Annotated in this window: 19 protein-coding genes and 1 pseudogene; 5 read left to right on the top strand and 15 right to left on the bottom strand. The window is 37.8% G+C overall.

The window, feature by feature from the left end; all coding sequences use genetic code 11:
• Positions 1-4: 4 nt before the first annotated feature.
• Positions 5-1,747 (bottom strand): ABC transporter ATP-binding protein, encoded by a 1,743-nt coding sequence (locus BLP77_RS13455; RefSeq protein ID WP_093857642.1) that lies wholly within the window; start codon positions 1,745-1,747, stop codon positions 5-7.
• Positions 1,748-2,244: 497 nt separating this feature from the next.
• The gene (locus BLP77_RS13450) at positions 2,245-3,273 is read right to left on the bottom strand and encodes a TIGR00341 family protein (RefSeq protein WP_093857641.1); all 1,029 of its coding nucleotides are present in this window, start codon (positions 3,271-3,273) and stop codon (positions 2,245-2,247) included.
• A 100-nt stretch (positions 3,274-3,373) separates the two neighbouring features.
• Here BLP77_RS13450 and BLP77_RS13445 point away from each other — a divergent pair, with 100 nt between their 5' ends.
• The 3 genes from BLP77_RS13445 to BLP77_RS13435 are packed head-to-tail and all read left to right on the top strand — an operon-like array spanning position 3,374 to position 7,125.
• Positions 3,374-4,876: a spore germination protein gene (locus tag BLP77_RS13445; RefSeq protein WP_093857640.1), complete on the top strand. Its 1,503-nt coding sequence runs from the start codon at positions 3,374-3,376 to the stop codon at positions 4,874-4,876.
• 10 nt (positions 4,877-4,886) lie between these two features.
• Positions 4,887-5,996, top strand: a complete 1,110-nt coding sequence (locus tag BLP77_RS13440) for a GerAB/ArcD/ProY family transporter (protein ID WP_093857639.1) — start codon at positions 4,887-4,889, stop codon at positions 5,994-5,996.
• Positions 5,983-7,125, top strand: a complete 1,143-nt coding sequence (locus BLP77_RS13435; RefSeq protein ID WP_093857638.1) for a Ger(x)C family spore germination protein — start codon at positions 5,983-5,985, stop codon at positions 7,123-7,125. The genes BLP77_RS13440 and BLP77_RS13435 overlap by 14 nt, the downstream gene beginning before the upstream one ends.
• Before the next feature lie 39 nt (positions 7,126-7,164).
• On the opposite strand, the gene BLP77_RS13430 is transcribed toward BLP77_RS13435, so the two are convergent.
• Positions 7,165-8,238: an undecaprenyldiphospho-muramoylpentapeptide beta-N-acetylglucosaminyltransferase gene (locus BLP77_RS13430; protein ID WP_093857675.1), complete on the bottom strand. Its 1,074-nt coding sequence runs from the start codon at positions 8,236-8,238 to the stop codon at positions 7,165-7,167.
• Between the two features lie 97 nt (positions 8,239-8,335).
• Between BLP77_RS13430 and BLP77_RS13425 the strand changes: the two genes are divergently transcribed.
• On the top strand, positions 8,336-9,715 hold the full coding sequence (locus BLP77_RS13425; RefSeq protein WP_093857637.1) for an MATE family efflux transporter: 1,380 nt from the start codon (positions 8,336-8,338) through the stop codon (positions 9,713-9,715).
• An 89-nt stretch (positions 9,716-9,804) separates the two neighbouring features.
• Here the strand turns inward: BLP77_RS13425 and BLP77_RS13420 are convergent, their stop codons facing one another.
• From BLP77_RS13420 to BLP77_RS13375, 11 genes and pseudogenes are all read right to left on the bottom strand, one after another.
• Positions 9,805-11,004, bottom strand: a complete 1,200-nt coding sequence (locus tag BLP77_RS13420; RefSeq protein WP_093857674.1) for a NupC/NupG family nucleoside CNT transporter — start codon at positions 11,002-11,004, stop codon at positions 9,805-9,807.
• A gap of 175 nt (positions 11,005-11,179) precedes the next feature.
• The gene (locus BLP77_RS13415; RefSeq protein WP_093857636.1) at positions 11,180-11,818 is read right to left on the bottom strand and encodes a hypothetical protein; all 639 of its coding nucleotides are present in this window, start codon (positions 11,816-11,818) and stop codon (positions 11,180-11,182) included.
• A gap of 120 nt (positions 11,819-11,938) precedes the next feature.
• Positions 11,939-13,195 (bottom strand): 2-oxoglutarate dehydrogenase complex dihydrolipoyllysine-residue succinyltransferase, encoded by a 1,257-nt coding sequence (odhB, locus tag BLP77_RS13410; RefSeq protein ID WP_093857635.1) that lies wholly within the window; start codon positions 13,193-13,195, stop codon positions 11,939-11,941.
• Positions 13,173-16,029, bottom strand: a pseudogene (locus tag BLP77_RS13405) (2-oxoglutarate dehydrogenase E1 component). The gene odhB and the pseudogene BLP77_RS13405 overlap by 23 nt, the downstream one beginning before the upstream one ends.
• A gap of 218 nt (positions 16,030-16,247) precedes the next feature.
• On the bottom strand, positions 16,248-17,915 hold the full coding sequence (locus BLP77_RS13400; RefSeq protein WP_093857634.1) for a hypothetical protein: 1,668 nt from the start codon (positions 17,913-17,915) through the stop codon (positions 16,248-16,250).
• Positions 17,916-18,196: 281 nt separating this feature from the next.
• Complete coding sequence (trmL, locus tag BLP77_RS13395) at positions 18,197-18,670, bottom strand: tRNA (uridine(34)/cytosine(34)/5-carboxymethylaminomethyluridine(34)-2'-O)-methyltransferase TrmL (RefSeq protein ID WP_093857633.1); 474 nt, start codon at positions 18,668-18,670, stop codon at positions 18,197-18,199.
• A 50-nt stretch (positions 18,671-18,720) separates the two neighbouring features.
• Complete coding sequence (locus BLP77_RS13390; RefSeq protein WP_093857632.1) at positions 18,721-19,242, bottom strand: methylated-DNA--[protein]-cysteine S-methyltransferase; 522 nt, start codon at positions 19,240-19,242, stop codon at positions 18,721-18,723.
• Positions 19,239-19,418: a hypothetical protein gene (locus tag BLP77_RS15680; protein ID WP_143001446.1), complete on the bottom strand. Its 180-nt coding sequence runs from the start codon at positions 19,416-19,418 to the stop codon at positions 19,239-19,241. The genes BLP77_RS13390 and BLP77_RS15680 overlap by 4 nt, the downstream gene beginning before the upstream one ends.
• Entirely contained in the window at positions 19,375-20,514 is a 1,140-nt protein-coding gene (gene queG / locus BLP77_RS13385; protein ID WP_093857631.1) for a tRNA epoxyqueuosine(34) reductase QueG, read from the bottom strand. The genes BLP77_RS15680 and queG overlap by 44 nt, the downstream gene beginning before the upstream one ends.
• 19 nt (positions 20,515-20,533) lie before the next feature.
• A complete protein-coding gene (locus tag BLP77_RS13380; RefSeq protein ID WP_093857630.1) occupies positions 20,534-22,231 on the bottom strand; it encodes an ABC-ATPase domain-containing protein in 1,698 nt (565 codons plus the stop codon).
• Between the two features lie 32 nt (positions 22,232-22,263).
• Positions 22,264-22,788: a TVP38/TMEM64 family protein gene (locus tag BLP77_RS13375; protein ID WP_245686890.1), complete on the bottom strand. Its 525-nt coding sequence runs from the start codon at positions 22,786-22,788 to the stop codon at positions 22,264-22,266.
• A gap of 233 nt (positions 22,789-23,021) precedes the next feature.
• On the opposite strand from BLP77_RS13375, the gene BLP77_RS13370 reads away from it, so the two are divergent.
• A complete protein-coding gene (locus tag BLP77_RS13370) occupies positions 23,022-23,927 on the top strand; it encodes a DUF4349 domain-containing protein (RefSeq protein ID WP_176753084.1) in 906 nt (301 codons plus the stop codon).
• 139 nt (positions 23,928-24,066) lie between these two features.
• Here BLP77_RS13370 and BLP77_RS13365 read toward each other — a convergent pair whose 3' ends face one another.
• Positions 24,067-24,978 carry a cation diffusion facilitator family transporter gene (locus tag BLP77_RS13365; protein WP_093857628.1) on the bottom strand — a complete coding sequence of 304 codons (912 nt, stop codon included), beginning with the start codon at positions 24,976-24,978 and terminating at the stop codon, positions 24,067-24,069.
• Positions 24,979-24,996 lie beyond the last annotated feature (18 nt).

Raw genomic sequence — 24,996 nt, 5'->3', positions numbered from 1 at the left:
GACGCTATTCTCCTCCTTCCATCTGTTGAATATTAAATTGACTGTAATACCAGCCACGAAGTCGCATGAGATCTTCATGAGATCCGTGTTCAACGACGTCACCATTGTCTAAAACTATAATTTGATCAGCATGCTTCACCGCAGATAAACGATGTGCTGCAATAAAAGTCGTTTTATTAGCACGTTCTCGTTTTAAGTGTTCAATAATTTTGGATTCTGTTTGACCATCAACAGCCGATAACGAATCATCTAATATCAATATCTCAGGATCCTTAATTAAAGCTCTTGCTAAGGATACACGTTGTTTTTGTCCGCCTGATAGAGTTACCCCGCTTTCGCCAACGAGTGTATCAAGGCCATCAGGTAAATTTTCAATATCCTCAAGTAATGAGGCCGTCTCTAAAATACGATAAATCGTTTGATATGAAGCCTTAACATGACCAAACAATATGTTTTCGCGAACAGTTTTAGAAAACAAAATATGATCCTGAGGCACATAACCAATCCAGTTTCGTGTTCGCTCTAATGCTAATTCTTGAATCGGTACACCATTAATGAGCAATCGGCCTTTTTCAGCAGGTGGATATTCACGTAATAATTGCCTAAATAGCGTTGTTTTACCTGATCCTGTCATACCAACAACACCAATTGTCTCTCCAGACTTAATGTCTAAATCAATAGCCTTTAAATCATATTGATCGACGCTTGGATATTTAAACGACAATTGATCGAACTGAATATGAGTAGGCTGCTTAATATCTTTTGGCTGTTTAGGATCTTTAACGTCCGATTGATGTGATAAAATTTCATCGGTTCTATCTAACGAAGCATTTCCCCGCTGCATGACATTAATCAGCTCACCAACCGCAAACATCGGCCAGATTAACATCCCTAAGTAAACGTTAAACGAGACGAGTTGACCAATCGTAATCTCACCGCGTATGACTAAGTAAGAACCATACCCAAGACCAATCGTATAAGCTAGCCCAACAAGTGTTTTAATCGTTGGTTCGAATAATGCATCTAATTTCGCTACAGCGATATTTTTTTGAAACACAACCTCTGTTTTATCATTAAATCGGGCTTCATCCTGATTTTCTTGAACAAATGCCCTGATAACCCGTACCCCTTGAATCGATTCCAACGTATCATTATTTAAATCACTAAATGATGACTGAGCCTTCATAAAACGTTCATGAATCGCCCGACCATATTTCTGCATCGTAATCGCCATAATCGGAAGTGGAATTAAGGCTGCCAATGTGAGCTTCCAATTAATTGTCACAAACATAATCGCAACAATAAAAAACATAAAGACAGTGGCATCAACAAGTGTTAAAATTCCAAATCCAGCTGTCACCATAATCGCCTTTAAATCATTGGTTGCTCGTGCCATAAGATCTCCCGTACGATAGCGACTAAAAAACGATGGAGTCATAAACATAAAATGATTCATTAGCTTCGAGCGCATTTTTCTTTCTAATAAAATAGCTCGACCAAATAATGTATAATCCCAGAAAAACGAAATGAAATAATATAAAATAACCAATCCGATAAGGAATACAATTAAATCCTTAAAGCGATCAGCGGTTAACGTATTATATTGAATGGCGTCTATAACTTCACCTATAACCATGGGTGGGATAACGACTAAGACATTTGCGATAATGAGAGCTGTTACCGCTAACGTATAGCGCACCCACTGTTCTTTAAAATACCAAGATAATTTCCTAAATACACTAATCATTTACGATTCCCCCTCTTGATTGACTTTTTGTTTTAGCTAACCGTCATCTAGCCGATTCTTTCGATTAAATAAATGAAATTCAATGTTAATTCTTTTACGGATTCCATGTGTTACAAATTCAAATGAAATCTTAAACATGTTTGTCAACTCCCCTTTTAACGAAATAAAAAGCACATCCAGCGTATGCCAAATGTGCATAAAATAAAAAAACGCCGCGATTAAATCAATCTATAATCGCGACGTTGCTCTCCTGTTTTTAACAATAAAAATAAAGACAACTATACAGTGATAATAAAGCCACTGCAGGTATACATAGGCATGGTCACGATATTTGAGTTATTAATTTGCTTAGGATCTTGCACTTGTTGATGAGAAATAAAAATTAAGTTATTCATTTGACGTGACCTCCTTTACCTATTTTTTCTAATTACTTATCAGATTATATACTGTAATTTTTAAAAATGCAACACTATTTATAAAATTTGTTCAAATTCGATTTAAATACCTACTAAAACAATCACAAACAAAATTAATGTAATGAATATGATAAAAATTAATGAAAAAATCCTAGACACACTAATCATCGTTTCGTCTTTCCACTTTTCTGGTCGAATTCCACTTACAAAAAATATAATGACGGCACTAATAACAATACACGAAATATTCGTCATCACTAAAAGGAATGACCAATACGTATCATGCCATAACGTTTGACCAATCGACATCCCAAAAGCAATAACAGGCGGGAGTAGTGCAACGGCAACCATGACACCGACTAAGTTGCTTGACATACGATTGAGAATCGATAATGCTCCAGCTGCGCCTGCTGCTAAAGCTAAAAAGAAATCAGCTATTGTGACTGATGTACGAGATACATATTGAGAAGATTCCATCCCTTCATCAAAAAAATAACTGAACACACTTGCGATAAGCACAATGATGAAAACACCTGTAAATAAGGTAGCAACAGCCTTCCCAAGATGTCGCAAATCACCTAATACGGTGGCAAAGGCAATTGATATAGCAGGTCCTATTAAAGGTGCAATCGCCATAGCTCCAATAACGACCGCTGTATCATCTTTTATAAAGCCCGCCGTTGCAACAATAGCTGAAAAAATGATCAATAACATATAGTTAATGCTAAATTCACTTTTTTCTTCTATGGTGTTTGTTAATTCGTGACGACTTGCTCTTAGAAATTTCCTTTTGTCTTCTTCGTCATCTTGATCTTCTTCAGAGAATTCTTTTTCATCTATATTCTGCTCCTCCTCTTCAATCGATTGATGCGAAAAATAAGTATGAACAGGATATAGAATCGTTTCAAATCCTTCAGTTGCACGGGAAATGGTTTCTAAATAATTAAGTACCTCTTCAACATAATCTGAAGATATAATCATTCGGACCAACATTCGTTCTTCTTGCTGCTCTTCCTTCCATGTTCCCTCACGTGAGAAACTTCGTAGTTTTTCTACGACGAAATGATAATTCTCATTTGGTATATACACTTCGACTAATTGCAAATTCATTATGCCGACACCTACAATCACACTAGATTTCATGAGTAGTATTTACATATTTTTTAGCAACAATCACATACTATGCGTAAACCATTAAGAGGAGATTAATATGAGAAGAAGATTTAGGAGAAATGCGAGCTACTTTCCATGTAAAATCGATCAATTAGAGACTGATCTTAAAGATGGTTTTTTTAATTCTTTACCCAATTTTGTAGCAAAGAAGTTTAAACAAGACAGCCAAAAATATATCGTCATGTATATTAGTTACATGGTTGAAGAAGAGCAAATTTATAAATATGTCATCGACAATATTCAACGTTCACAAAAGAAATGGGATACAAATACGCTCATAAATGAAATATCTTTAAAAGATGGTGAAAAGAGAACAAATATAAAAGATATCGGGAATGATATTCTTCAAGGCTCCGTTGCAATATATATCGATGGGGAAGATTCTTGTGTTACATATCCAGTACCAAAGCTAATTAAAAGACCACCTGAAAAAGCCGAGACAGAGTCCTTGATCTTCGGACCTAAAATCGCTTTTTCTGAATCGTTGACGACTAATTTAAATATTGTCCATTGGCGTATGGACAACTCTAATTTGAAATCGGAAAAATTCATTATTGGTAATGAATTGCCTTCAGAAATTCGGTTAATCTACTTATCGGACATTGCCGAGCCAGATATTGTTAAAGAAATGCGTCGGAGACTAAATAAATTAGAAACGGACGATGTTTTGGAAAGCTCTGTCTTAACACAATATATTGAAGACAATTCTTATTCCCTTTTTCCTCAGCTACACGTAACAGAACTCCCGGACCGTTTCTGTTATGAACTTAAAGAGGGGAAAGTTGGTTTACTTATTGATAAGAGTCCGAGTGGGGTAATTGCACCTACAACTTTTTTAAGTTTTTTTGAATCAACTGAAGATTTGTATACCAGATGGAATATGGGGACCTTTATTCGCCTCATGCGACTAATCGGCATGTTTTTATCGATTACGTTAACACCATTTTATGTAGCGGCATTAACGTTTCATTACGAAATTATTCCGACGGCATTACTCGTTTCATTAGGACATTCCCGGTCTCGGGTTCCATTTCCTCCTGTATTAGAGGCCCTTATTTTAGAGTTCTTTCTGGAATTGATACGTGAGGCAGGGGCCAGGTTGCCGACTAAAGTCGGTCAGACAATGGGTATTGTTGGCGGTATCGTAGTCGGACAGGCCATTGTACAAGCTGGTTTTACGAGTAATATTCTTATTATTATCGCTGCACTCAGTGCCTTAGCTTCCTTTACGATTCCAAGTTATCTCATGAGTTCTGCAGTACGGATTTTACGTTTTCCTTTAATCATTATGTCGGGATTATGGGGATTTATGGGACTATTCTTTTGCTATGCTTTTCTGCTCATACACCTATTAAAGCAGCAATCAATGAAACGCCCTTATTTGACACCGATTTTCCCGTTTCGACCTAGAGATTTAGATAACTCAATCATCCGTTTGCCGTTCTTACAAAGTAATTTTCGAGCTTACTCCAATTCACCTAAGGATACAAAGAGGTTTAAGGAACCCCCTAAAACCAACAAAACAGATATTGAAGAATAGAGGGTAGCTTATGAAAAATCAACTATCTATTTCAGAAGATAAAAAATTCAAAGCTGCTTATCTAATACTAGCTCTTCACACATTACAAATCGGGGTTGGGATTGCGGGGTTTCCTCGCTTAGTATATATGGAAGCTAAGCACGATGCTTGGATTTCTATTCTTATTGCTGGTGTCATTTTACATTTAACCGTAGCTTGTATTGTTTTTGTGTTAAGAAGCTATGAAACTGATTTACATGGCATTTTAAACATGGCATTTGGGAAAGTGATCGGTAAGTTTTTTAGCACGCTTTTCGTTTTATATTTTGCTGTTATGTTCTTTAGCGTCCTAGTAAACTATATTGAATTTGTCCAAGTCTTTATCTTTCCCAAAATGTCGTCTTTTTTTGTTGCAATTCTTATTTTAATGTTAGTGTGGTATGCCGTATATGGTGGTATTCGGGTTGCGATCGGGGTTAGTTTTTTATTTTTCTTTTCTTCTGTTTGGATGGTGTTACTTTTATCCAAACCGTTAACGATGATTGAGCCCATGAATTATTTACCTATATTTGAGTCTGATATGAAGGAAATATTCTCGGGTGTCTTAATTTCATCATACTCATTGTTAGGTTTTGAATTACTGTGGGTTGTATTTCCTTTTATTTATGATAAGAAAAAAGTTGGGCTTCATAGTCAAATTAGTATGGGATTCACTATATTTATGGTATTAGGTCTAACGCTCATTAGCATTGGTTATTTTAGTCCAAGGCAACTCGAGGAAAAGGTATGGCCATTACTATCGATGTTCAAAATTATATCAATCCCAGCCTTTGAGAGATTTGATATCTTAGCGGTCGCCTTATGGCTACTCGTTATACTTCCAAATGCTATATTATTGGGTTGGATGGTCTCCTATAGCTGTAAGCGCGCACATGGCTTAAAGCAAAAGCATTGTCTAGTGGTTCTCATCATTATAGCGCTATTATTGGCATCTATATTCGATGATCGACAATTTGTCAATCGATTCACAGACTTCACGGGATATCTAGGCATGTTTTTTGGTTTCGGGTTTCCTTTTTTATTACTTCCTTTTGCTATAATACACCGGATGAAAGGGAAGAAACAAAATGATAAAAAATAAAAAGCTTTTAATAGGTTTGATGATGTCGTTAACCTTACTAGCTGGTTGTTTAGAACAAAATATCATTGAAGATTTAGGGATTGTGACCGTTTACGGTGTTGATCAGGGGGAAGATGTAGGCTCCATTAAAGGTACAACTGTCATTTTTCAATTTAACCCTGATATTACAGACGCTTCACAGATTATTAGCAGTCAAGGTCAAACGTTTAGAGAAATGAAAAAAAATGCGAATAAAAAGTCAGCCTACAAAATTGTTTCTGGTCAATTGAGATCCATTTTGTTTGGCCCAGAGGTTGCCAAGGACGGTATTTTTCCATATCTTGATCCATTAGATCGCGATGCTGCTTTGTCTGATTTAATTTTTGTAGCTATTGCCAATGAACCGGCAGCAGAAGTATTATCAGCTCAAAATTACGAACAAGCACCTAATGTCGGTACCTATATACAAGAATTATTGGGTGCTGCTGTTAGAAGCGAAAGAATCGTCAGTAGTACACTACACGAATTCATTCGAAACTATTTCATCGTGGGTCAAGAACCATTGGTACCCATTCTGTCAAAAAAGAATAATAAAGTTGCGATTGACAGTATCGCTATTATGAAGTCAGATCAACAAGTCGGTACCCTTTCTCTTGATGAAATCTTTTATGTTAGGTTATTCCTAAAAGATTTTAAAGCTGCTGAATTCCAACTAGAACTTCCAATAGAAGTGTTTAAGGATTATTTAGAAGACTACGAGGTCATCAATAGAGATGAACTATATGTCGTGATGGATAAGATTTATAGTAATACAAAAATTAAGTTAGTCGACCCCGATGCTTTAAAATTCAAGGTGACTGTTGACATGGCCGGTAGAATTGTTGAACTAACCGAACGTTTAAACCTGCAAAACAAAGATGTTGTAAAACTGATGGAAGAAAACATCCAAAAAAGTATTAAAGAAAATATTCAAAACGTCATTAATAAAACACAGGAACTACAAGCAGATGTATACGGATTCGGAAAAATTTATAATTCAAATATCAAAGATGAAACGCTATCTCACGAAAAGTGGCGCGATATGTATCCTAATATTGATGTGGATGTCAGTGTTAACATGAAAATCAGAAGCTATGGAACGGTTGAGTAAAAAGATGGCTCAAAGAGGGTGTATACCCTTTTGAGCCTTTTATGGATTCATCGTATTTTTAATCAACTGTATGACCTCATCTTTTACTTCCTCTGGTTGATAAGTACTCATCTTTTTGTGGTAGTCAACACGTTTATTATATAAATTCCTAACCTTAGAAAACAGTTGTTCACGTGTTAGTTCTTCCTCTTCTATTACCTCAGCAAAGCCTTGTTTTTCAAATGATTGAGCATTTAAAATTTGGTCACCTCGGCTTGACTGTTTTGATAAAGGAATAAGAAGCATTGGAATTCTTAAGGCCAAAAATTCAAAAATGGCGTTTGAGCCAGCGCGTGAGACCACCACATCTGTAATGGTTAATAGATCCTTTAATTCATCAGATATGTATTCATATTGAACATAGCCTGATTGTTTTTTACTTGGGTCAATTTTTCCTTTACCACATAAATGGATTACTTGAAAGTCTTTTAGTAATACAGGTAGTGCGTTTCTAATATTTTCATTTATCTTTTGCGCTCCTGCACTTCCACCCATCACTAATACGGTTGGTTTGTCAGGATTTAAGCCTGTAAATTGATAGGCTTTTTCAGCATCTCCTTGAAAAAGCTCCTCACGAATAATCGCTCCGATATGTTTTGCCTTCTCTTTTGGTAAGTGTTTAGTTGTTTCCGGAAACGTCGTTAGTATGAATGGACTAAACTTCGTTGCTATTTTATTTGCCAGTCCAGGAGTAAAATCCGACTCATGGATGATGGACGGAATGCCAACCATTTTCGATGCCATAACGACTGGTACTGACACAAAACCACCTTTTGAAAATACCACATCTGGATTAATCTTTTTTAACAGTTGTCTCGCTTGGAAAATACCTTTTAATACACGAAAAGGATCTTTCAAATTTTCTAAGGATATGTATCTTCTAAGCTTGCCAGTTGTGATACCGTGATACGTCACCCCATCTAGCTGCTCGATAAGATCCTTCTCAATTCCTTGATATGAACCAATATAATGAACATCATAGTTTTCTTTTAAAAATTCAGGTATAAGCGCTAAATTAACGACAACATGTCCTGCTGTACCTCCACCCGTAAATACGATTGATTTCCGCTTCATTTTCATAGTCGCCCTTTCTATTCATTTCAGAAAAAATCAAGTATAATGACATATTAGCAAATGTCGTAAGGTTTGGATAGGAGAGAAAATCCGCTTTATGTACGAAACACAGTCCATCTATGAAAAGGTAATTTTATTTATCAAAATCTTGCTTCCGATACTGGTTACGCAAGTTGGTTTATATATGATGAACTTTTTTGATACAGTTATGGCTGGCCGTGCTGGTGCAGACGACTTAGCTGGTGTTGCGATTGGTTCATCTATATGGGTTCCTGTTTTAACTGGTGTAACGGGAATCTTGATGGCCATACCGCCTATCGTATCACAGCTACTTGGAGCTAATGCACAAGATAAAATCACACATGTTGTGCGACAAGGCGTTTATTTATCGATTGCTATCGCGATTGTTATTTTTATCATTGGAATAGTGGTGCTCACTCCAATACTCGAAGCATTATCATTAGAACCCGAAGTACGCCGTATTGCTAAATATTATTTAGTTAGCCTCGGTGTAGGGATGGTTCCCTTATTTGTTTTTAACCTTTTGCGTTCTTTTATTGACGCCCTAGGTCAAACGAAAATCTCTATGCTTATTATATTACTCGCCTTACCCTTAAATGTTTTCTTTAATTATATCTTTATATTCGGAAACTTCGGCGTGCCGAGCTATGGCGGTATTGGAGCAGGAATCGCTTCAGCGGTTACCTATTTCATCTTGAGTTTAATTACGATTGTTTTGATTCAAAAGCTTGCACCTTTTAAAGGTTATATAATATTTAATCAGTGGGAAAAAACTGACTTTAAGGCTTGGAAAGAACAACTTAAAATTGGGATTCCCATTGGCTTTACGATCTTTTTTGAAACGAGTATTTTTGCCGCTGTCACCCTATTAATCAGTGTATATGATACGGAAACCATCGCTGCACACCAATCGGCTATTAACTTTGCTACTCTGTTTTATATGCTGCCATTAGCTATTGCCATGGCGTTGACTATCGCAGTTGGATTTGAGGTCGGAGCCAAGCGTTTTCGAGAAGCGACGACGTATACAAAGATTGGAATTAGTTCAGGAATTTTGCTTGCATTGTTTAGCGGGATTTTAATTTTTTTATTTCGAGAGAATGTCGCCTCACTATATAGTAATGACCCTAAGGTGAATAGCCTCATGCAGCACTTTTTAATTTATGCGATCTTTTACCAGCTGTCAGATGGCATCGGAACGCCAATTCAAGGGGTACTGAGAGGATACAAGGATGTGAATGCTACATCGTTCATTGCACTTGTTTCCTTTTGGGTCATTGGCCTGCCAACAGGTTATATAACGGCTAATTTTACAGCACTTGGACCATATGGCTATTGGGTTGGACTGATTTCCGGGCTAGGCTTTGGTGCTATAGCCTTGTCGATTAGATTAAAAATGATTACGAAACGCACGCATCGAGCGGGTGCTGAGCATATTTCGTCGATTGGCGAGTGATTTATGCGCCTTGCCGAGCGAATTATCCTCCCTGCCGAGCGAATTATAATAAAAGAACTCGCCCAGTACGGCGAGTTCTTTTATTTACATTAAATAAACAATCCCGCAATGGTTGCTGAAAGTAGTGATGCCATGGTTGTACCAACTAATAATTTCATCCCGAAGCGTGACACTATTTTACCTTTTTCGTTGTTGATACCTGCTACCGTACCAGCGATAATACCAATGGATGAAAAGTTAGCGAAGCTCGTTAAGAATACAGATATAACACCAATTGTTTTTTCGGATAGGCCAGCCATTGCTTCGTTTAATTGTCCCATGGCTACGAATTCATTTGTAATGACCTTTAAGCCCATAATGGAACCCGCGTCCGAAATTTCACCCGCTGGAACGCCCATTAAGAAAGCAAGTGGGGAGAAAATCCAACCTAAAATACCTTCTAGAGTTACTCCGGGGATTACAGCTCCAATAATAAAGTTTATTAATTCAAGTGAAGCTAAAAAGGCAATTAACATGGTTGCCACGATTAAGGCAATTTTACCACCGTCAAGGGCACCATTGGCCATCGCTTCAAAAACACTTTTTGAATCCGTCACCTCATCTATATCGACGTCATCATCTTCATCTTCCACACTTACTGGCGCAATGATTGAAGCTAAGATTAGACCACTAAACATATTTAGCGGAATAGCTACTAAAACGTATTGTTCAGGGATCATCTGCAAATAGGCACCCACAATTGAGGCTGATACCGATCCCATTGCTGATGCGCTAACGATATAAAGACGGTTTTCAGTTACACGATGGAACTGAGATTTGATTGCCAAGAGAGCTTCAGATTGTCCGAAAAACATACTGTTAACCGCGTTAAATGATTCAATTTTCGGTAAACCTGTAATTTTTGAAATAAACCCACCTAAATATTTAATGATGATTGGCAGTATTTTTAAATATGTTAAAACAGATAAAATGGTTGCAAAGAATATAATAATTAAGAGTACATCAAAAAAGAATACACTTGGATCATCAGGGTCCAAGAAGGCTAGTCCACCTACGACGAAGTCTACACCTGAACGTCCGAATTCAATCAGCTTATTAAACGCAGCTGATATGCCTTCAATAATAAGCTTACCTATTTCTGTATTAAACATAAACCAAGTGATGATGAGTTGGGCAATCAACATGAAAGCGATTCCTTTATATGGTATATTTTGCCTATCATTTGACATAAACCAGGCGATCGAAAAGATAATCGCGATCGCTGCAATTGCTAATATAATATCGAGTATAATTCCCAAGATGCTGTCCTCCCTTAAATCAAATAAAAAAACTGACCACAATTTTCGATTTTTACCCGAAAAAATTCTTGTATAATCATATATTAAGAAAACTGCATGAATTCAAACTTTTCTTCCATAAACTAACGTCCTCTGTTGTTTATTATCCTTTCCGAAAGTGTGGTTTTTATGTTTTAAAATACGCTGGCATAATTAACTCATATTCTGAGCTGCCGTGGTCAATTTTTTTTATTATTTGATATGTCTCAAGTTGGTCACGGTTAGATATTTCCGCATCAGAAATATGCTCTATCTGTAGAACAACACCTAGGTCCTCACTAACTTGATGTATCCTCTTTAGTGGCTTAGCGTGGGAGGTACCGCCAATAAATTTGATTTTAGAAGGCTTTTTGAAGCTATAATCATGAAGATCAACATCATGATAAAACATAATATGGTATGTGCTTTTTTCGATAATATTTAATATATCGTCTAATGCGGCTTTCATAGAAAATGATGAATCAATAAGCAACACCTTGATGAACGGCTTCTGGGGAAAAATATCTAATTCTCGGTAGGTTAAAGACTCCTCAAAATTCAGCCCGTAAGAGACGTGCTTTAATAATGATTGTTTAAGGTTCAGCTTTTTGTAAGGTAAATTTGGTTCCTTGGTTGACAATTCACGAAAAATGCTCCACAAAATACGCTCATTTAACGGGGATTTCGGACTTTTTATGTGATGAGCTAATACTTCTGTTTCATGATTGTTACGTTCTATCTTTGGTTTGCGTCCATGAAAAAACTTCGGTAAAGAAAAGAAATCCAAGTCGCATCACCTCAAACAGAATTATTCATTTTAAATGTATATGCCCAGGGTAATTGAATAAGCACTAGTAAAACATAAGAAACCCCGTTCAACTTAATGAACGGGGTTTCTTAGATTGAATTAACCTTCTAATAATAAATCATAAGGATCTTCAATCATTTGTTTAACACGATCTAAGAACTGTACCGCTTCACGACCATCAATGATACGGTGGTCATATGACATGGCAATGTACATCATTGGACGAACTTGAATACTGTCGTCTGGCATAACTTTCGGACGTTTTTCAATCTTGTGCATACCTAAAATACCAACTTGTGGTGCATTGATAATTGGTGTTGATAGTAGTGATCCGAAAATACCACCATTTGTAATCGTGAACGATCCACCTTGAAGATCATTTAATCCTAGTTTTCCGTCACGAGCTTTTTTAGCTAACTGACCGATTTCATCTTCAACGCCTGCGAAGCTTAAACGATCCGCATCACGAACAACTGGTACAACAAGGCCTTCTTCTGTTGATACCGCAACACCGATATCATAGAATTTCTTCATGACAATTTCTTTGCCTTGAATTTCAGCATTAACTAATGGGAATTCCTTAAGAGCACCAATTACGGCTTTTGTAAAGAATGACATGAAGCCAAGTTTGACGCCATGTTTCTTTTCAAACTCCTCTTTTCGCTGTTTACGAAGTTCCATAACGTTCGTCATATCTACTTCGTTAAATGTTGTAAGCATTGCTGCATTATGTTGTGCTTCAACTAATTTATTAGCAATTGTTTGACGACGACGTGACATTTTCACGCGCTCAACTGGTTTATCAAATTCCGTTTTTTCTGCTGATTGATCATCTTTCTTAGAATTTTTAGCAGCGTCTACTTTTGTTTTAGCAGCAGCTTCTACATCTTCTTTAGAAATACGACCAACTGGATCTTTAGGTTTAATTTCGTTTAAATCAATACCAAGTTCACGTGCACGTTTGCGCGTAGCTGGTGAAGCAACTGGCTGATCGGCTTTATTGTCATCCTGTGTTTGTGGTTGCTCTTCCTTAGCCTCTGGTTTTTCTTCTTGTTTAGGCTCTTCTTTTGGTTCTTCTTTAGGTGCTGCATCACCTGAGTCAGCTGATCCTGCTGCTTCTCCACTTTCATCTACCTTAGCAATGACATCACCTACTTCTACGTCGTCTTCTTCTCCGACTAAGATTTCAGCGATAACACCCGAGAAGTCTGAGTTAACCTCAACGTTAACTTTATCTGTTTCTAATTCGACGACTGGATCACCTTTTTCGACTTTGTCTCCTTTTTGTACTAACCATTCAGCGACCGTACCTTCTGTAATGGATTCGGCCAATTCAGGAACTACGATTTCCTTCACTTTGATTTCCTCCTTTAATCAAGCGTTAATGCTTCATTGACAATACGATTTTGCTCTGATTTATGAATGTTAGGATCACCAACAGCAGGTGATGAACGATAAGGGCGTCCAACATAGTTAAGTTTTTGTTTAACCTTCTTAATAGACTGAATTCGTTCTTTTACAAAGTCCCAACTACCCATGTTCTTAGGCTCTTCTTGTACCCAAACAATCTCTTCAATATTTTTATATTTTTTCAAGATGCGTTGTAGCTCTTTTTCAGGGAATGGGTATATCTGTTCTAAACGGACCACATGAACGTTATCATTCGGCTCGCGGTCCTCTAGTTCCTCTTCAATATCGACCATTACTTTACCGCTTCCGATAACTAAACGTTTAACACTGTCAGGATTTTCCCCTAATCCTTCTTGTTCTAACACCGTGTTAAACTTACCAGTAGATAATTGTTTATGATCGACCGCGACGTGTTGGTTACGGATTAAGCTCTTCGGTGTCATAAGAACTAATGGACGAGCGGCAACTGTACCAACAATAGCTGCTTGGCGTCTTAATAAATGGAAGTACTGACCAGCTGTTGTTACATTAGCTACTGTCCAGTTGTTTTCAGCCGATAGCTGTAAGAAACGTTCTAGACGTGCACTTGAATGCTCCGGTCCTTGGCCTTCATAACCATGAGGTAAAAGCATAACCATACTAGCGATTTGCCCCCATTTTGCACGACCAGCAGCAATAAACTGATCGAAAATCACTTGTGCTGTATTGGCAAAATCACCATACTGTGCTTCCCATAGTACCAACGTATCAGTCGATTGAACACTATAACCATATTCAAAACCTAATACGCCAGCTTCAGATAAAGGACTATTATAAATACTAAATGATGACTCAACACCTTCTATACCATGGAAAGGGCTATATGACCCTGGTTCGTTGACATCATGTAATACCGCATGGCGGTGTGCAAATGTACCACGTTCCGTATCCTGACCAGACATACGGATTGGTGTACCATCTTTTAAGATTGAGGCAAAGGCTAGTGCTTCACCTAAAGCCCAATCAATTTTTTCGCCCTCATCAAAGGCTTTCTCACGACGTTTTAGGATTTTTTCAAGCTTTTTAAATCCGGTAAATCCCTCTGGCCGTTTAAGCATATCCTCATTAAGCTTCTGTAAAGTTTCCTCTGCAACAGCTGTTTCAATTTTATCCAGACCATTCACGACTTCCTTAGGTAAGTCCGGTACTGAAGGGTCTTTTGTTTCGCTTTCTTTCATATTGTCGTATATGTCACGAAGATTTTTCTTCACATCGTCTTTCCACTCTTTAGCTTCTTCTTCTGTTACCGCATTTTCAGAAACTAAACGGTCGGCAAAGACGTCGTATGCTGTCCCATGATTATCGATATCTTGATACAAGATTGGCTGCGTTCCACGAGGTTCATCCATTTCATTGTGTCCATATCTTCTGTAGCCAACCAGGTCGATTAACACATCTTTTTTGAATTGCTTGCGGTATTGGTATGCAAACTCAACAGCTGTTAAGCAAGCTATTGGATCATCAGCATTGACGTGAATGACTGGTATTTCAAATCCTTTGGCTAAGTCACTTGCATATTGTGTCGAACGTCCGTCTTCATGATTTGTTGTAAAACCTACAAGGTTATTCGCAATGATATGAACAGCACCACCTGTTTCATATCCACGTAATTGTGATAAGTTTAAGGTCTCGGCAATGATTCCTTCTCCGATAAACGCTGCATCACCATGGATTTGAATATTAAATGCCTTACTCACATCATTTTCGGCATAACCTTTTTCATTTCGATTATCTTGAACGGCACGTGTATAACCTTCAACAATTGGGTTAACAAATTCAAGATGCGAAGGGTTATGTGCTAACGTAATCTTAGTTTTACTTTTATCGGTTGTAAATTCATGATCTGCACCAAAGTGATATTTAACATCACCTGTCCAACCGTAATTAATGCCTGTTGATCCCTCTGAAGGAACTAGCGTTTTATCAGGTGCATGAGCAAACTCAGAGAAAATTAAATCGTATGGTTTACCTAGTACGTGTGCCAATACATTTAATCGACCACGGTGAGCCATGCCCATCATGATATGCTCAACCTCGTCCTGATGCGCATTTGTAACCATGTGATCAAGCATTGGAACCATCACATCAAGACCTTCTATTGAAAAACGTTTTTGTGCAACGAAGGTTTTAGCTAAAAACTGTTCAAAGCCTTCTACATCCGCCAAACGTTTCAAGACTTTCTTTTTATCTTCATTATTTAATGAAACATCAAAAGCGCCAGTTTCTACTTTACTGTAGAGCCACTCGCGTTCGTCATCGTCGGGAATGTGATTGAATTCAAATGAAATACTCCCTGAATATTTCTGTTTTAGATGCTGTACGAACTCCCAAGCATTTCGTACATTTTTCGGTACATCAGGTGTTAATAACGTTGCATCAAGTTGTTTTAAATCACCTTCTGATAAACCATATTTTTTCGGATCGACTGACGGTGAATACCGTTCGTCCTGTTCTCCAACCGGAAAAATATCCGCTTCTAAATGTCCGTGTCGACGGATGGCATCGACTAATTTCATCGCAGACGTTATTTTTTGTAAATCTGCTGTGGATGCTGTTCCTTGACTGGAATCAGTTTCGCCAGTCGTCGACATCCATGTCGGTGCTCCGTGCTCCTCAAACATATGACGCAGTGATTCGTCAACTGCATCAGGGTCATCTAGATATAATTCATACTGCTCTTCAATGTAGCCCATGTTCGGACCATGAAAAGCATCCCAAACATTGTCGTTAGACCCTTTCATTGCCACTTTTACTACCCCCATCAATTATCACATAAGTTCATCTTATGCTATTAGTGTATAACAGTTATTCGAGTAATTTCTACCAAGTTGTTTTTACCCTCTATAAAGTATTCTCAAACAACTCAAAAAAAATAAACTGAAACACTCGATTCATCTTCAAAATTAGTATATATGAAAAAATGCATATAGAAAAGGCAAACACAACAAAAATTGTCGGATTAAAGCATTATAGTCTCTAAATAGTTTTGTATGATACCCAAAACCCTTTGTTTAAGCCTTTCTGTTATAACATAGTTTTGCTTTAACAGCACTGGTTTAACATCTGTTATAAACCAGCTTTCTAAATGATCTTGATGTTTTAAAAAAAATAAATCGATAAATGCATCTTGATATCTTTCAGGTAACTCAGAAAATGAAATACTTTCTTCCTTTTTAAGCAGTAAGTTCCGCATGTTTTGATAATGATCAATATTGGTTTCATCAATCCCTAGTAAATGATGTACTTGGTTTGAAAGCGTTGAATCAGTGCCTTTTTCGTATCGTTCTACCCATTGATTAAGTTGATGTATTTGGGTATCTTTTAAAATGGCTCTAATCTGTTTCATCCATTGTTTTTGATACTTGCTTCTTGCTAGTTGTATGGCGTGTCTATATTGATCGATTTGAGGACGAATCAGTCTAAAATCCTCGTTTATTAATTGGTCCAACTCGTCTATTAAATCATCTGCTTCGATTGATTTCAAAGGTTCAGCACAGACAATCGATAAAACTTGAAACGCATATCTCGGATCTAACCCAAACATCCCTTCATCTAAAAACTCACGTTGACGTTTTTCCTCTTGATAGCATTCAAGTTTTTCCAATAGGGTGATGGACTGATTAGAGCGTTTTAATCGAGTAAGAATCATAGCTGCAGCTAAGGTTTCTAAAGTTTGATAGCCGAGACGCTCCTTATCTTTATCTAAAATTTTTTGATGATACATCGAGACTTCACGATTCAAGTCTAAATTGTAAGGCGTTCGAATAAACACCATTCGATTTAACAAAGCTTGTTGGTTCTTAGATTGAATGACGTTCTGTAAATCCTCTTCATTTGTATGGCCAATGATAACCTCATCTGCCGATATTAGAGCTTGCCGTGACACTTTATAAACCTTTTCCTCAGCCAAAGATAAAAATGGGAGTAGCAGGCGTCGATCACACTTAAACACTTCCTGTAGTTCAAGAAGCCCGCGGTTGGCAGCTTGAAGTTCCCCATCGTAGCGATAAGCTCTTGGGTCAGCTTGAGTACCATAAGTCGTAATCTTCGCATAATCCACGGTGCCAATTAAATCAGAAATATCCTGTGAATATGGATCTGATGGAAAAAAACTCCCGATACCAGTTCGTTTAGCTTCAGACATATAAATACGTTCAACCGGTATTTGGCGCCAATCATGATTCCATTCCTGTTCTAATCTTAATCGATTTAAAGGCGATAGTTCACCTTCAATTTCAAACGATAATTTAGACCGTTCATTATTGGGCAGAGCTAAAAGTGGGTCCTCTTGCATCGGACAAGATTGAATGCGATATATAGCACCTTGATCAGTCTTAGAATATGCTTCTAATGCCAACTTTAAAGAACGTACAATACTTGACTTCCCACTTCCTGGCGGTCCGACTAAAATTAACATTCGTTTTTTGATGTCATATCCTTGGCTAGCTGGTAAAAAATATTGGTGTATGAGTTTGGTCATAGTCTGTTGATCAATCAAATGATCCAAAAGGTTTTGTTTTTTTGCATATAAAATGGCATGATACATTCGCTTATGAGCAGATAAGGGATAAAATTCACCCGTTTTAATCGCATTAACATATTCCTCTAACGACATTCTTTGTTTCATGAGCAGGCCCCCTGCTCTTATGTGTATTCATATTTATGACAACATTGAGTTAAATTTTCTTTGAACAGATTATGACATGAGTTCACATGAATGGAATTTTTGGTTATAATATAAACTAATGACTGTGAATAGGGGTGGATTGACATGAAATTAGCTATTATTTTAGGCGTATGTGTAACATTTTTAGTATCCATGTTTACAGCTGGCTACGATGTGAAACCAGGACAACCTAAAAAATAACGATTAAAAAAAGTGGCAGGTTCTCATTTACCTGCCACTTTTTATTTTACGTTTGGAAAGCCTTGTTGCCTCAGGGCTTCATACACAACAATTGCCGCTGTATTCGATAAATTTAAGGACCTGATCTGATCTGTCATATGAATCCGTAAACAACGATCTTCTTTTCCCTTTAATAGCTCCTCCGGTATTCCATCTGTTTCCCGACCAAAAACAAAGAAAATATCTTCGTTACGATTACTATAATCATAATCGGTATAATACTTAGTACCGAAGTTTTCAATATAATAAAAACTGCCGCCTGGGTATTTATCGTACAGTTCTTGAATTGAATCATAATATATAATATTGACATTATGCCAATAATCTAAGCCAGCGCGACGTAACATTTTATCATCCGTTGAAAATCCTAATGGACGAATTAAATGTAACGTCGTATTAGTTCCTAAAACGGTACGGGCAATATTCCCGGTATTCGCTGGGATTTCTGGTTGATATAACACAACATGTATACCCAATTTCTACACCTCTTTAAGACGTTAATAAACGAGATGTATTATATCACAAATCAGCTCGTTAAGTGTAACCAATCCTTGGATTTTGTTTCATGATGGAGTAAAAAGCGTTTATTATTGAGTCCGCTTGCATAGCCTGTTAAAGTACCGTCACTACCTATTACACGGTGACAAGGGATTGCGATTGAAATCGGGTTTTTGTTAATGGCACCACCAACAGCACGAATCGCTTTCGGTTGTTTGATCGCTTCAGCAATATCTTTATATGTCCATGTTTCACCATATGGTATGTTGATTAACTCCTGCCAAACACGCTTTTGAAAATCTGTTCCTAACAGCTCAGTTTGAAACGAGAATTGTGATAACTCATCATTAAAATAAGCTTGAAGCTCATCCTTTGCTTGTTGAAAGGCACTCGGGTCATGAACTGTCTTATCTATTTTGTGTTTAGACATCCACTTTTCTACCCACTCATCCCGTGAACCAAATTTAATAAAAAATACCTTTTCATCCTGTCCGCCTATCATGATGTCACCTATTGGGGAGTTATAGCTCGTTAACATTAAAGGTTTCATAAAATATTCTCCTTATAATAATTAATAATTGGCAGAATAATTCGCTCGGCAATCATCATTTTTCGCTCGGCAGCTTGCGGAATTCGCTCGCCAATCACCATTTTTCGCTCGGCAATCAAGCCTTTTCGTTCACTATATATGCTGACTGAGAAACTCCAACCCTTTTTCCATTTCATACAGCACATCTTCGTCTTCTTCATGTTCTTTTGCTTGCCCAATCATTTCGTGAGCGTCTTCTCGCCCGATTTTTCCGATGGCCCAAGCTGCTGTTCCACGAATGACAGTGCGAGGATCATTCACCATCAAATCAGCTAACGTATCAACGGCAGTCTCATCTTTATAATGGGCTAATGCTACAATCGTATTGCGTTGAATCGGTTTCTTACCGCGCCACGAACCCGCCATGTATCCGAATCTCTCTTTAAATTCACGGTTAGAGATTGTTAATAACGGAACGAGCTTAGGCTTAGCCAGCTCTGGATCTGGTTCCATTTCAGGATGTAAATGAAAGTCCATTCCTTTATTTTTTGGACAAACGAGCTGACACGTATCACAGCCGTATAGTCGATTCCCTAATTTTGTACGGAATTCATCGGGTAAAAAACTTTTCGTAATCGATTGATAGGCGATACAGCGCTGAGCATTCAACTGACCACCTTGAACTAGGGCTCCTGTAGGACAGGCATCCACACAAATATTACAATCACCGCAACCTTCTTCAATCGGCTCATCGGGTTCGAATGGAAGGTTCGTGACCAGCTCGCCTAGATACACCCAGGATCCATACTCCTCTGTGATTAATGCACAGTTTTTACCGACAAAACCTACACCCGCACGTTCAGCAACAGCTCGATCTGACAATTCCCCCGTATCAACCATGGCTTTATAAGCTACGCCATCCATCTTTTCTTGTAAAAATTCACCGAGCAAATTGAGTTTTTCACGTAGAACATCGTGATAGTCTTTACCCCATGATGCCCTTGCAAAAATACCTCGACGGTCACTTTTTTTACTTTTAGGCGCGTCCTTCATTCGTGACGGATAGGCTAATGCAATCGAAATAATTGACTGTGCTTTAGGCATTAATTGTGTTGGGGTCGTGCGTTCATCAATCGATCCCTTTTCAAAACCAGATTGAAACTTTAGTGACTGTTGAACAACTAGACGTTGCTTTAACGTTTCAAATGTATCTGTTGATGCAAAACCGATTTTTTGAATGCCGATTTCTTTGCTGTATGCGATTAATTCTTCCTTTAGTTGCTGGACATTCATGCACGCCCCTCCTTTCTAGTTAGTCTATTTTTATTTGACGCAGGCGATTGATGGCTGCCGCCACCTCATATCGACGTGGCTTCGCTAAATCACCTGGATGTTGTTCATTATTTTTTTGAGTAAAGCCTAAACCATTTTCGTCAATTTCTTTCTCAAAATGATTTAACCATTCCGTGATGGATAAATCATACTTAAATGGTGCATGCATCGCCATATATTTTAACATATTTGCAATCATTCTTGTTTGGGAAGTATCGACAATTTGTTCAACTAATGATAAGTCAATGGTATCACGACCAATCATAATTGAATGCCTACCTTTTGCTTGAACCTTCGCCTTTTGCCCTAGCTTTTGCTTGATAGACTGACGAATGACTGTACGATTAGTCCATTCCCCAAAGCTTGTGGATGACTCTGGCCATTCAACCGGATTACCTTGTGCAATTTGTCGAGCCCGATCGGTGACATTGATCGGCACATATTGGTCCATCATAATCACCTGATCGGCAATGTCAAAGTAATCTCCAGAACCACCCATGACTAGAACCGTTGAAACATCAAATTCATCACGTAATTGTTTAACCTTCTGAACAAACGGAGTGATTGGCTCTTTTTCCTTCTTGACCAACTGCTGCATCCGCTCATCACGTATCATAAAATTGGTCGCACTCGTATCCTCGTCAATCAATAAAGTAGTGGCACCTGCTTCTAACGCTTCCATAACATTGGCTGCCTGTGATGTACTGCCACTAGCATTCTCCGTTGTAAACTGATTCGTATCAGATCCATTTGGAAGATCATTAATAAATGGTGAAATATTAACCTTTGCAATACTTCGTCCGTCCTCAGCGCGAACTTTTACCGCAGACGGATTAGTTAAAACATATTCCCGCCCATCTCCAGCAATATGTTCATAAACGCCTTGTTCTAGAGCTTCAAGCAACGTACTCTTTCCGTGAAATCCACCACCAACTATAAGTGAAATACCTTGCTTAATCGCCATCCCTGTAATCGGTTGATCGCGATGTGGAATGTCGAATGACACTTCATTTTCTTCAGGGCTCTGAAAAGGAATGGCATTAGAAAGTGGCTTTGTGCTTATACCACTCTGACGTGGCAAAATGGACCCATTAGCAATAAAAGCAATCCAATTTTCCTCATTCATTTTTTGGCGTATCGCATCATGTTGGTCTGCCAAATGCAACACTTGCTTTAATTGATCCACTTTTAAAGAAAAAATGGAGTTCTTTAATATTGAAGGAAGAGCTTGCATCAATAATTTCTCTGCTTCTTTCCCATTTATTCGACGACCATTGGCAGGTAAACCAATGGATAAACAAATCGTAACCTTTTCATGAGTCACAGAAACTGCAGAACGTTTTAATATCGCTTGATCAGGCGCATCAATGGCAATCAAACCACTTTTTCCGCTGCCACCAATTTTAGTTTTCTCGTTTAAAACGGCTTTGTGCACACTGCGCGCAATGTGATCTTCTATATAGGTTTGGCGCCTCTTTGTAGTTAACCATTCTGGAGCAATATCTTGTGAACGCTTATATATCACTAAACGAATCTTTGAAGGCGATGCAAACGGGTCACCTTGTACATAATCCATGAATAAATCAAAAATCGGGAAAGTAAATTTACCTTGTAAACTTTTATATCCCTTATAACCCTTACGATCGATTTGCTGTAATTGTTGCTGTAATTTTTTCATGTTATCCCTCCGTTGTTATTTTCAGTATCGACTTATTCGATTCGTTTCATAATATTTGATTTCCAAATTATTGGTCCTACGACCACAATTAAATATAAAACACCTACCCATATCATAGTACTTTTATCACTCTCTACTAAACTAGCACCCATTAAGTTATATATCAATGTTCCCGGAATAATTCCAATTACTGTTGCTTTAACAAAATCTTTGAGGCTTACTTTTGACAACCCCGCACCATAACTGATTAAATCGAAGTTCACGACGGGTAAAAACCTTAAGAGTAAAACGTAATAAAATCCTTTCGTTTCGAATTTGTTCATCAACTCTAGAACCTTTTTATGTTTAAAATTATCTTCCCCAAAACGACGAGATATTAAAAAGGCAACTATTGCCCCACCAGTTGCCCCAATCAACGCCAAAACCGATCCCATTATAGCTCCAAAAGCTAACCCGCCAACAATTGAAAATATAGATGCTGGAAAAAGGACTAGTGGACGTAACAAATATAAGAAGATATAAAAAAGCGGCGCAAACCAACCGGCTGTATAAATCAATGTTCGAATGTCTTCCGGGGAAATATCAAATAACCTCTGATGAAATGAAAAAAGGACAATCACAAAAGCGATGATGCTCACAATTTTCAAGTAATGTCCCGATTGTACCACTCAATCACCCTTTTTCTCTGTTTCATACAGCATTATATTCCCGGAATGAAAAAGGTTTAATCAATATGTAACTTTATTCACTTTTTAACGTCATAAATATAAAGAAATTAGGGGGTCACAATGTGAAAAAACTATTATTATTGACTAGCTTTTTGTTAGTGATAGGCCTTTATGCCTGTAGCAACGAAGGGGAAGATAGTGAAATAGCAGACCTAGCAGAAAGTAATGAAGAAAAAGCTGCAAGTGATGATGCTGGCTTTTCCGAATCTGAGGACCGTGATATGTCTGGAAATCAAAATGAAGCAGATGGTGAAGATACTGCAGTAGATAACCAAGCGACTAACCAGATGATTATTAAAACAGGACGAATTAGTATTGAAGTTAGCAACTTTAATCAGGCAACTGAAAAAATCCGTGATGAACTCGATCATATGAACGGATATGTCGTTCAATCCTCTAGTCACAAACGTGGTGAAGAGGAAAACATGTATGGTGAAATTATTGTACGCGTTCCTCAAGAACACTTCACATCATTTATGAACAACATTGAATCTGAAAATGCACGCGTACTAAGTAAGAGTGAAGAAGGCGAAGATGTGACAGAAGAATACGTCGATTTAGAGGCCAGATTAAAGGCTAAAGAAGCCGTAGAGACACGTCTTCTATCATTTATGGAAGACGCAGAAAAAACAGAAGATCTACTAAAAATTTCCGATGACTTATCAAGTGTTCAGTCTGAAATTGAACAAATTAAAGGCCGAATGAATTACCTAGAAAATCATGTTGCTTACTCCACTGTTACCATTACCATCCAAGAAAAAGCTATATCAGTTCCAGAAGTTCAATCACAATCCGAACTCAATACATTTGCCAAGGCACAAAAACTTTTCATGGACTCGTTAAACTTTTTATTAAATATTGGATCAGGAGTCGTTGTCGCGATTGTCGGTCTCTCTCCTGTTTTAATACCACTTTTGATCATTGGATTAATCGTGTTTTTCCGAATACGACGAACGAAAAACGATTAATTACAAGTAGCAGCTTATTTAGTATGGATTGGAACAGAAATATCAGACTAGTGCTTTTGGGCGAGCGGATCGAGTCTCTATTTTGGCGGATCGGGCCCTTCTTGGCGGATCAGCGCTCATGAGTTTGGTGCTGATCCTTTTATTCATCACCATTGCACATTAACGTTTCTGAATGTGGGTGATCATTACTTTCGAGTTGAATGGTCACATGACCGATTCCTTTATGCTCCAAATGATGTTCAACATCTCGCAGCAACAACTGACAATCTTCTATCGACTTATCACCATCTACTACCGCATGACATGATAGGGCATTTTGACCACTCGTAATACTCCATACATGTAAATCATGAATACTATTGATACCCTCAATACTCTCAACAGCCTTTATAATTTCTTCTAAATCCAGATTTTTAGGTACGCCTTCCATCAAGACATGAATCGAATCTTTCGTGACACGCCAACCACTAATTAAAACAAGACCTGCGACGATGACACTAGCAAGTGGATCAGCCCAACCCCAGTCAAAAAAGATGATGAGTAAAGCGGCGACAATAGCACCGACCGATCCAAGTAAATCACCTAAAACATGTAAGAATACAGCTCTCAAGTTTAAATTATGATTGGTATCCCCGCGCATTAAGACCCAGGCTACAACTAGATTAACGATTAATCCGATTGAAGCAATGACGAGCATCCATGTTGACGTTACTTCTGGCGGATTTTGAAAGCGATGAAACGCCTCATAAAATATATAAATCGCAATCAAGATGAGTGTTACCCCATTAAAAACAGCTGCCAAAATTTCAAAACGTTTATACCCATATGTTTTGTTATAATCAGCGACTTTTTCACCCATTTTAAAGGCTAACAATCCAACACCGAGGGATACGGCATCACTTAACATATGACCAGCATCTGAAATTAAAGCTAGACTATTGGTCATAATCCCACCAATAGCCTCAACAATCATGAATATCGTAATGATGATAAAACTAAACATTAATGCTTTTTTATTTGAACCATGAGAATGATCATGATGGTGTCCCAAAATGCCCCCTCCAAGCTA

Source organism: Tenuibacillus multivorans, from assembly GCF_900103915.1.
Lineage (GTDB): Bacteria > Bacillota > Bacilli > Bacillales > Alkalibacillaceae > Tenuibacillus > Tenuibacillus multivorans.
Note: the sequence above shows the minus strand (reverse complement) of the source record. Positions and strands in the feature narration are given on the sequence as shown.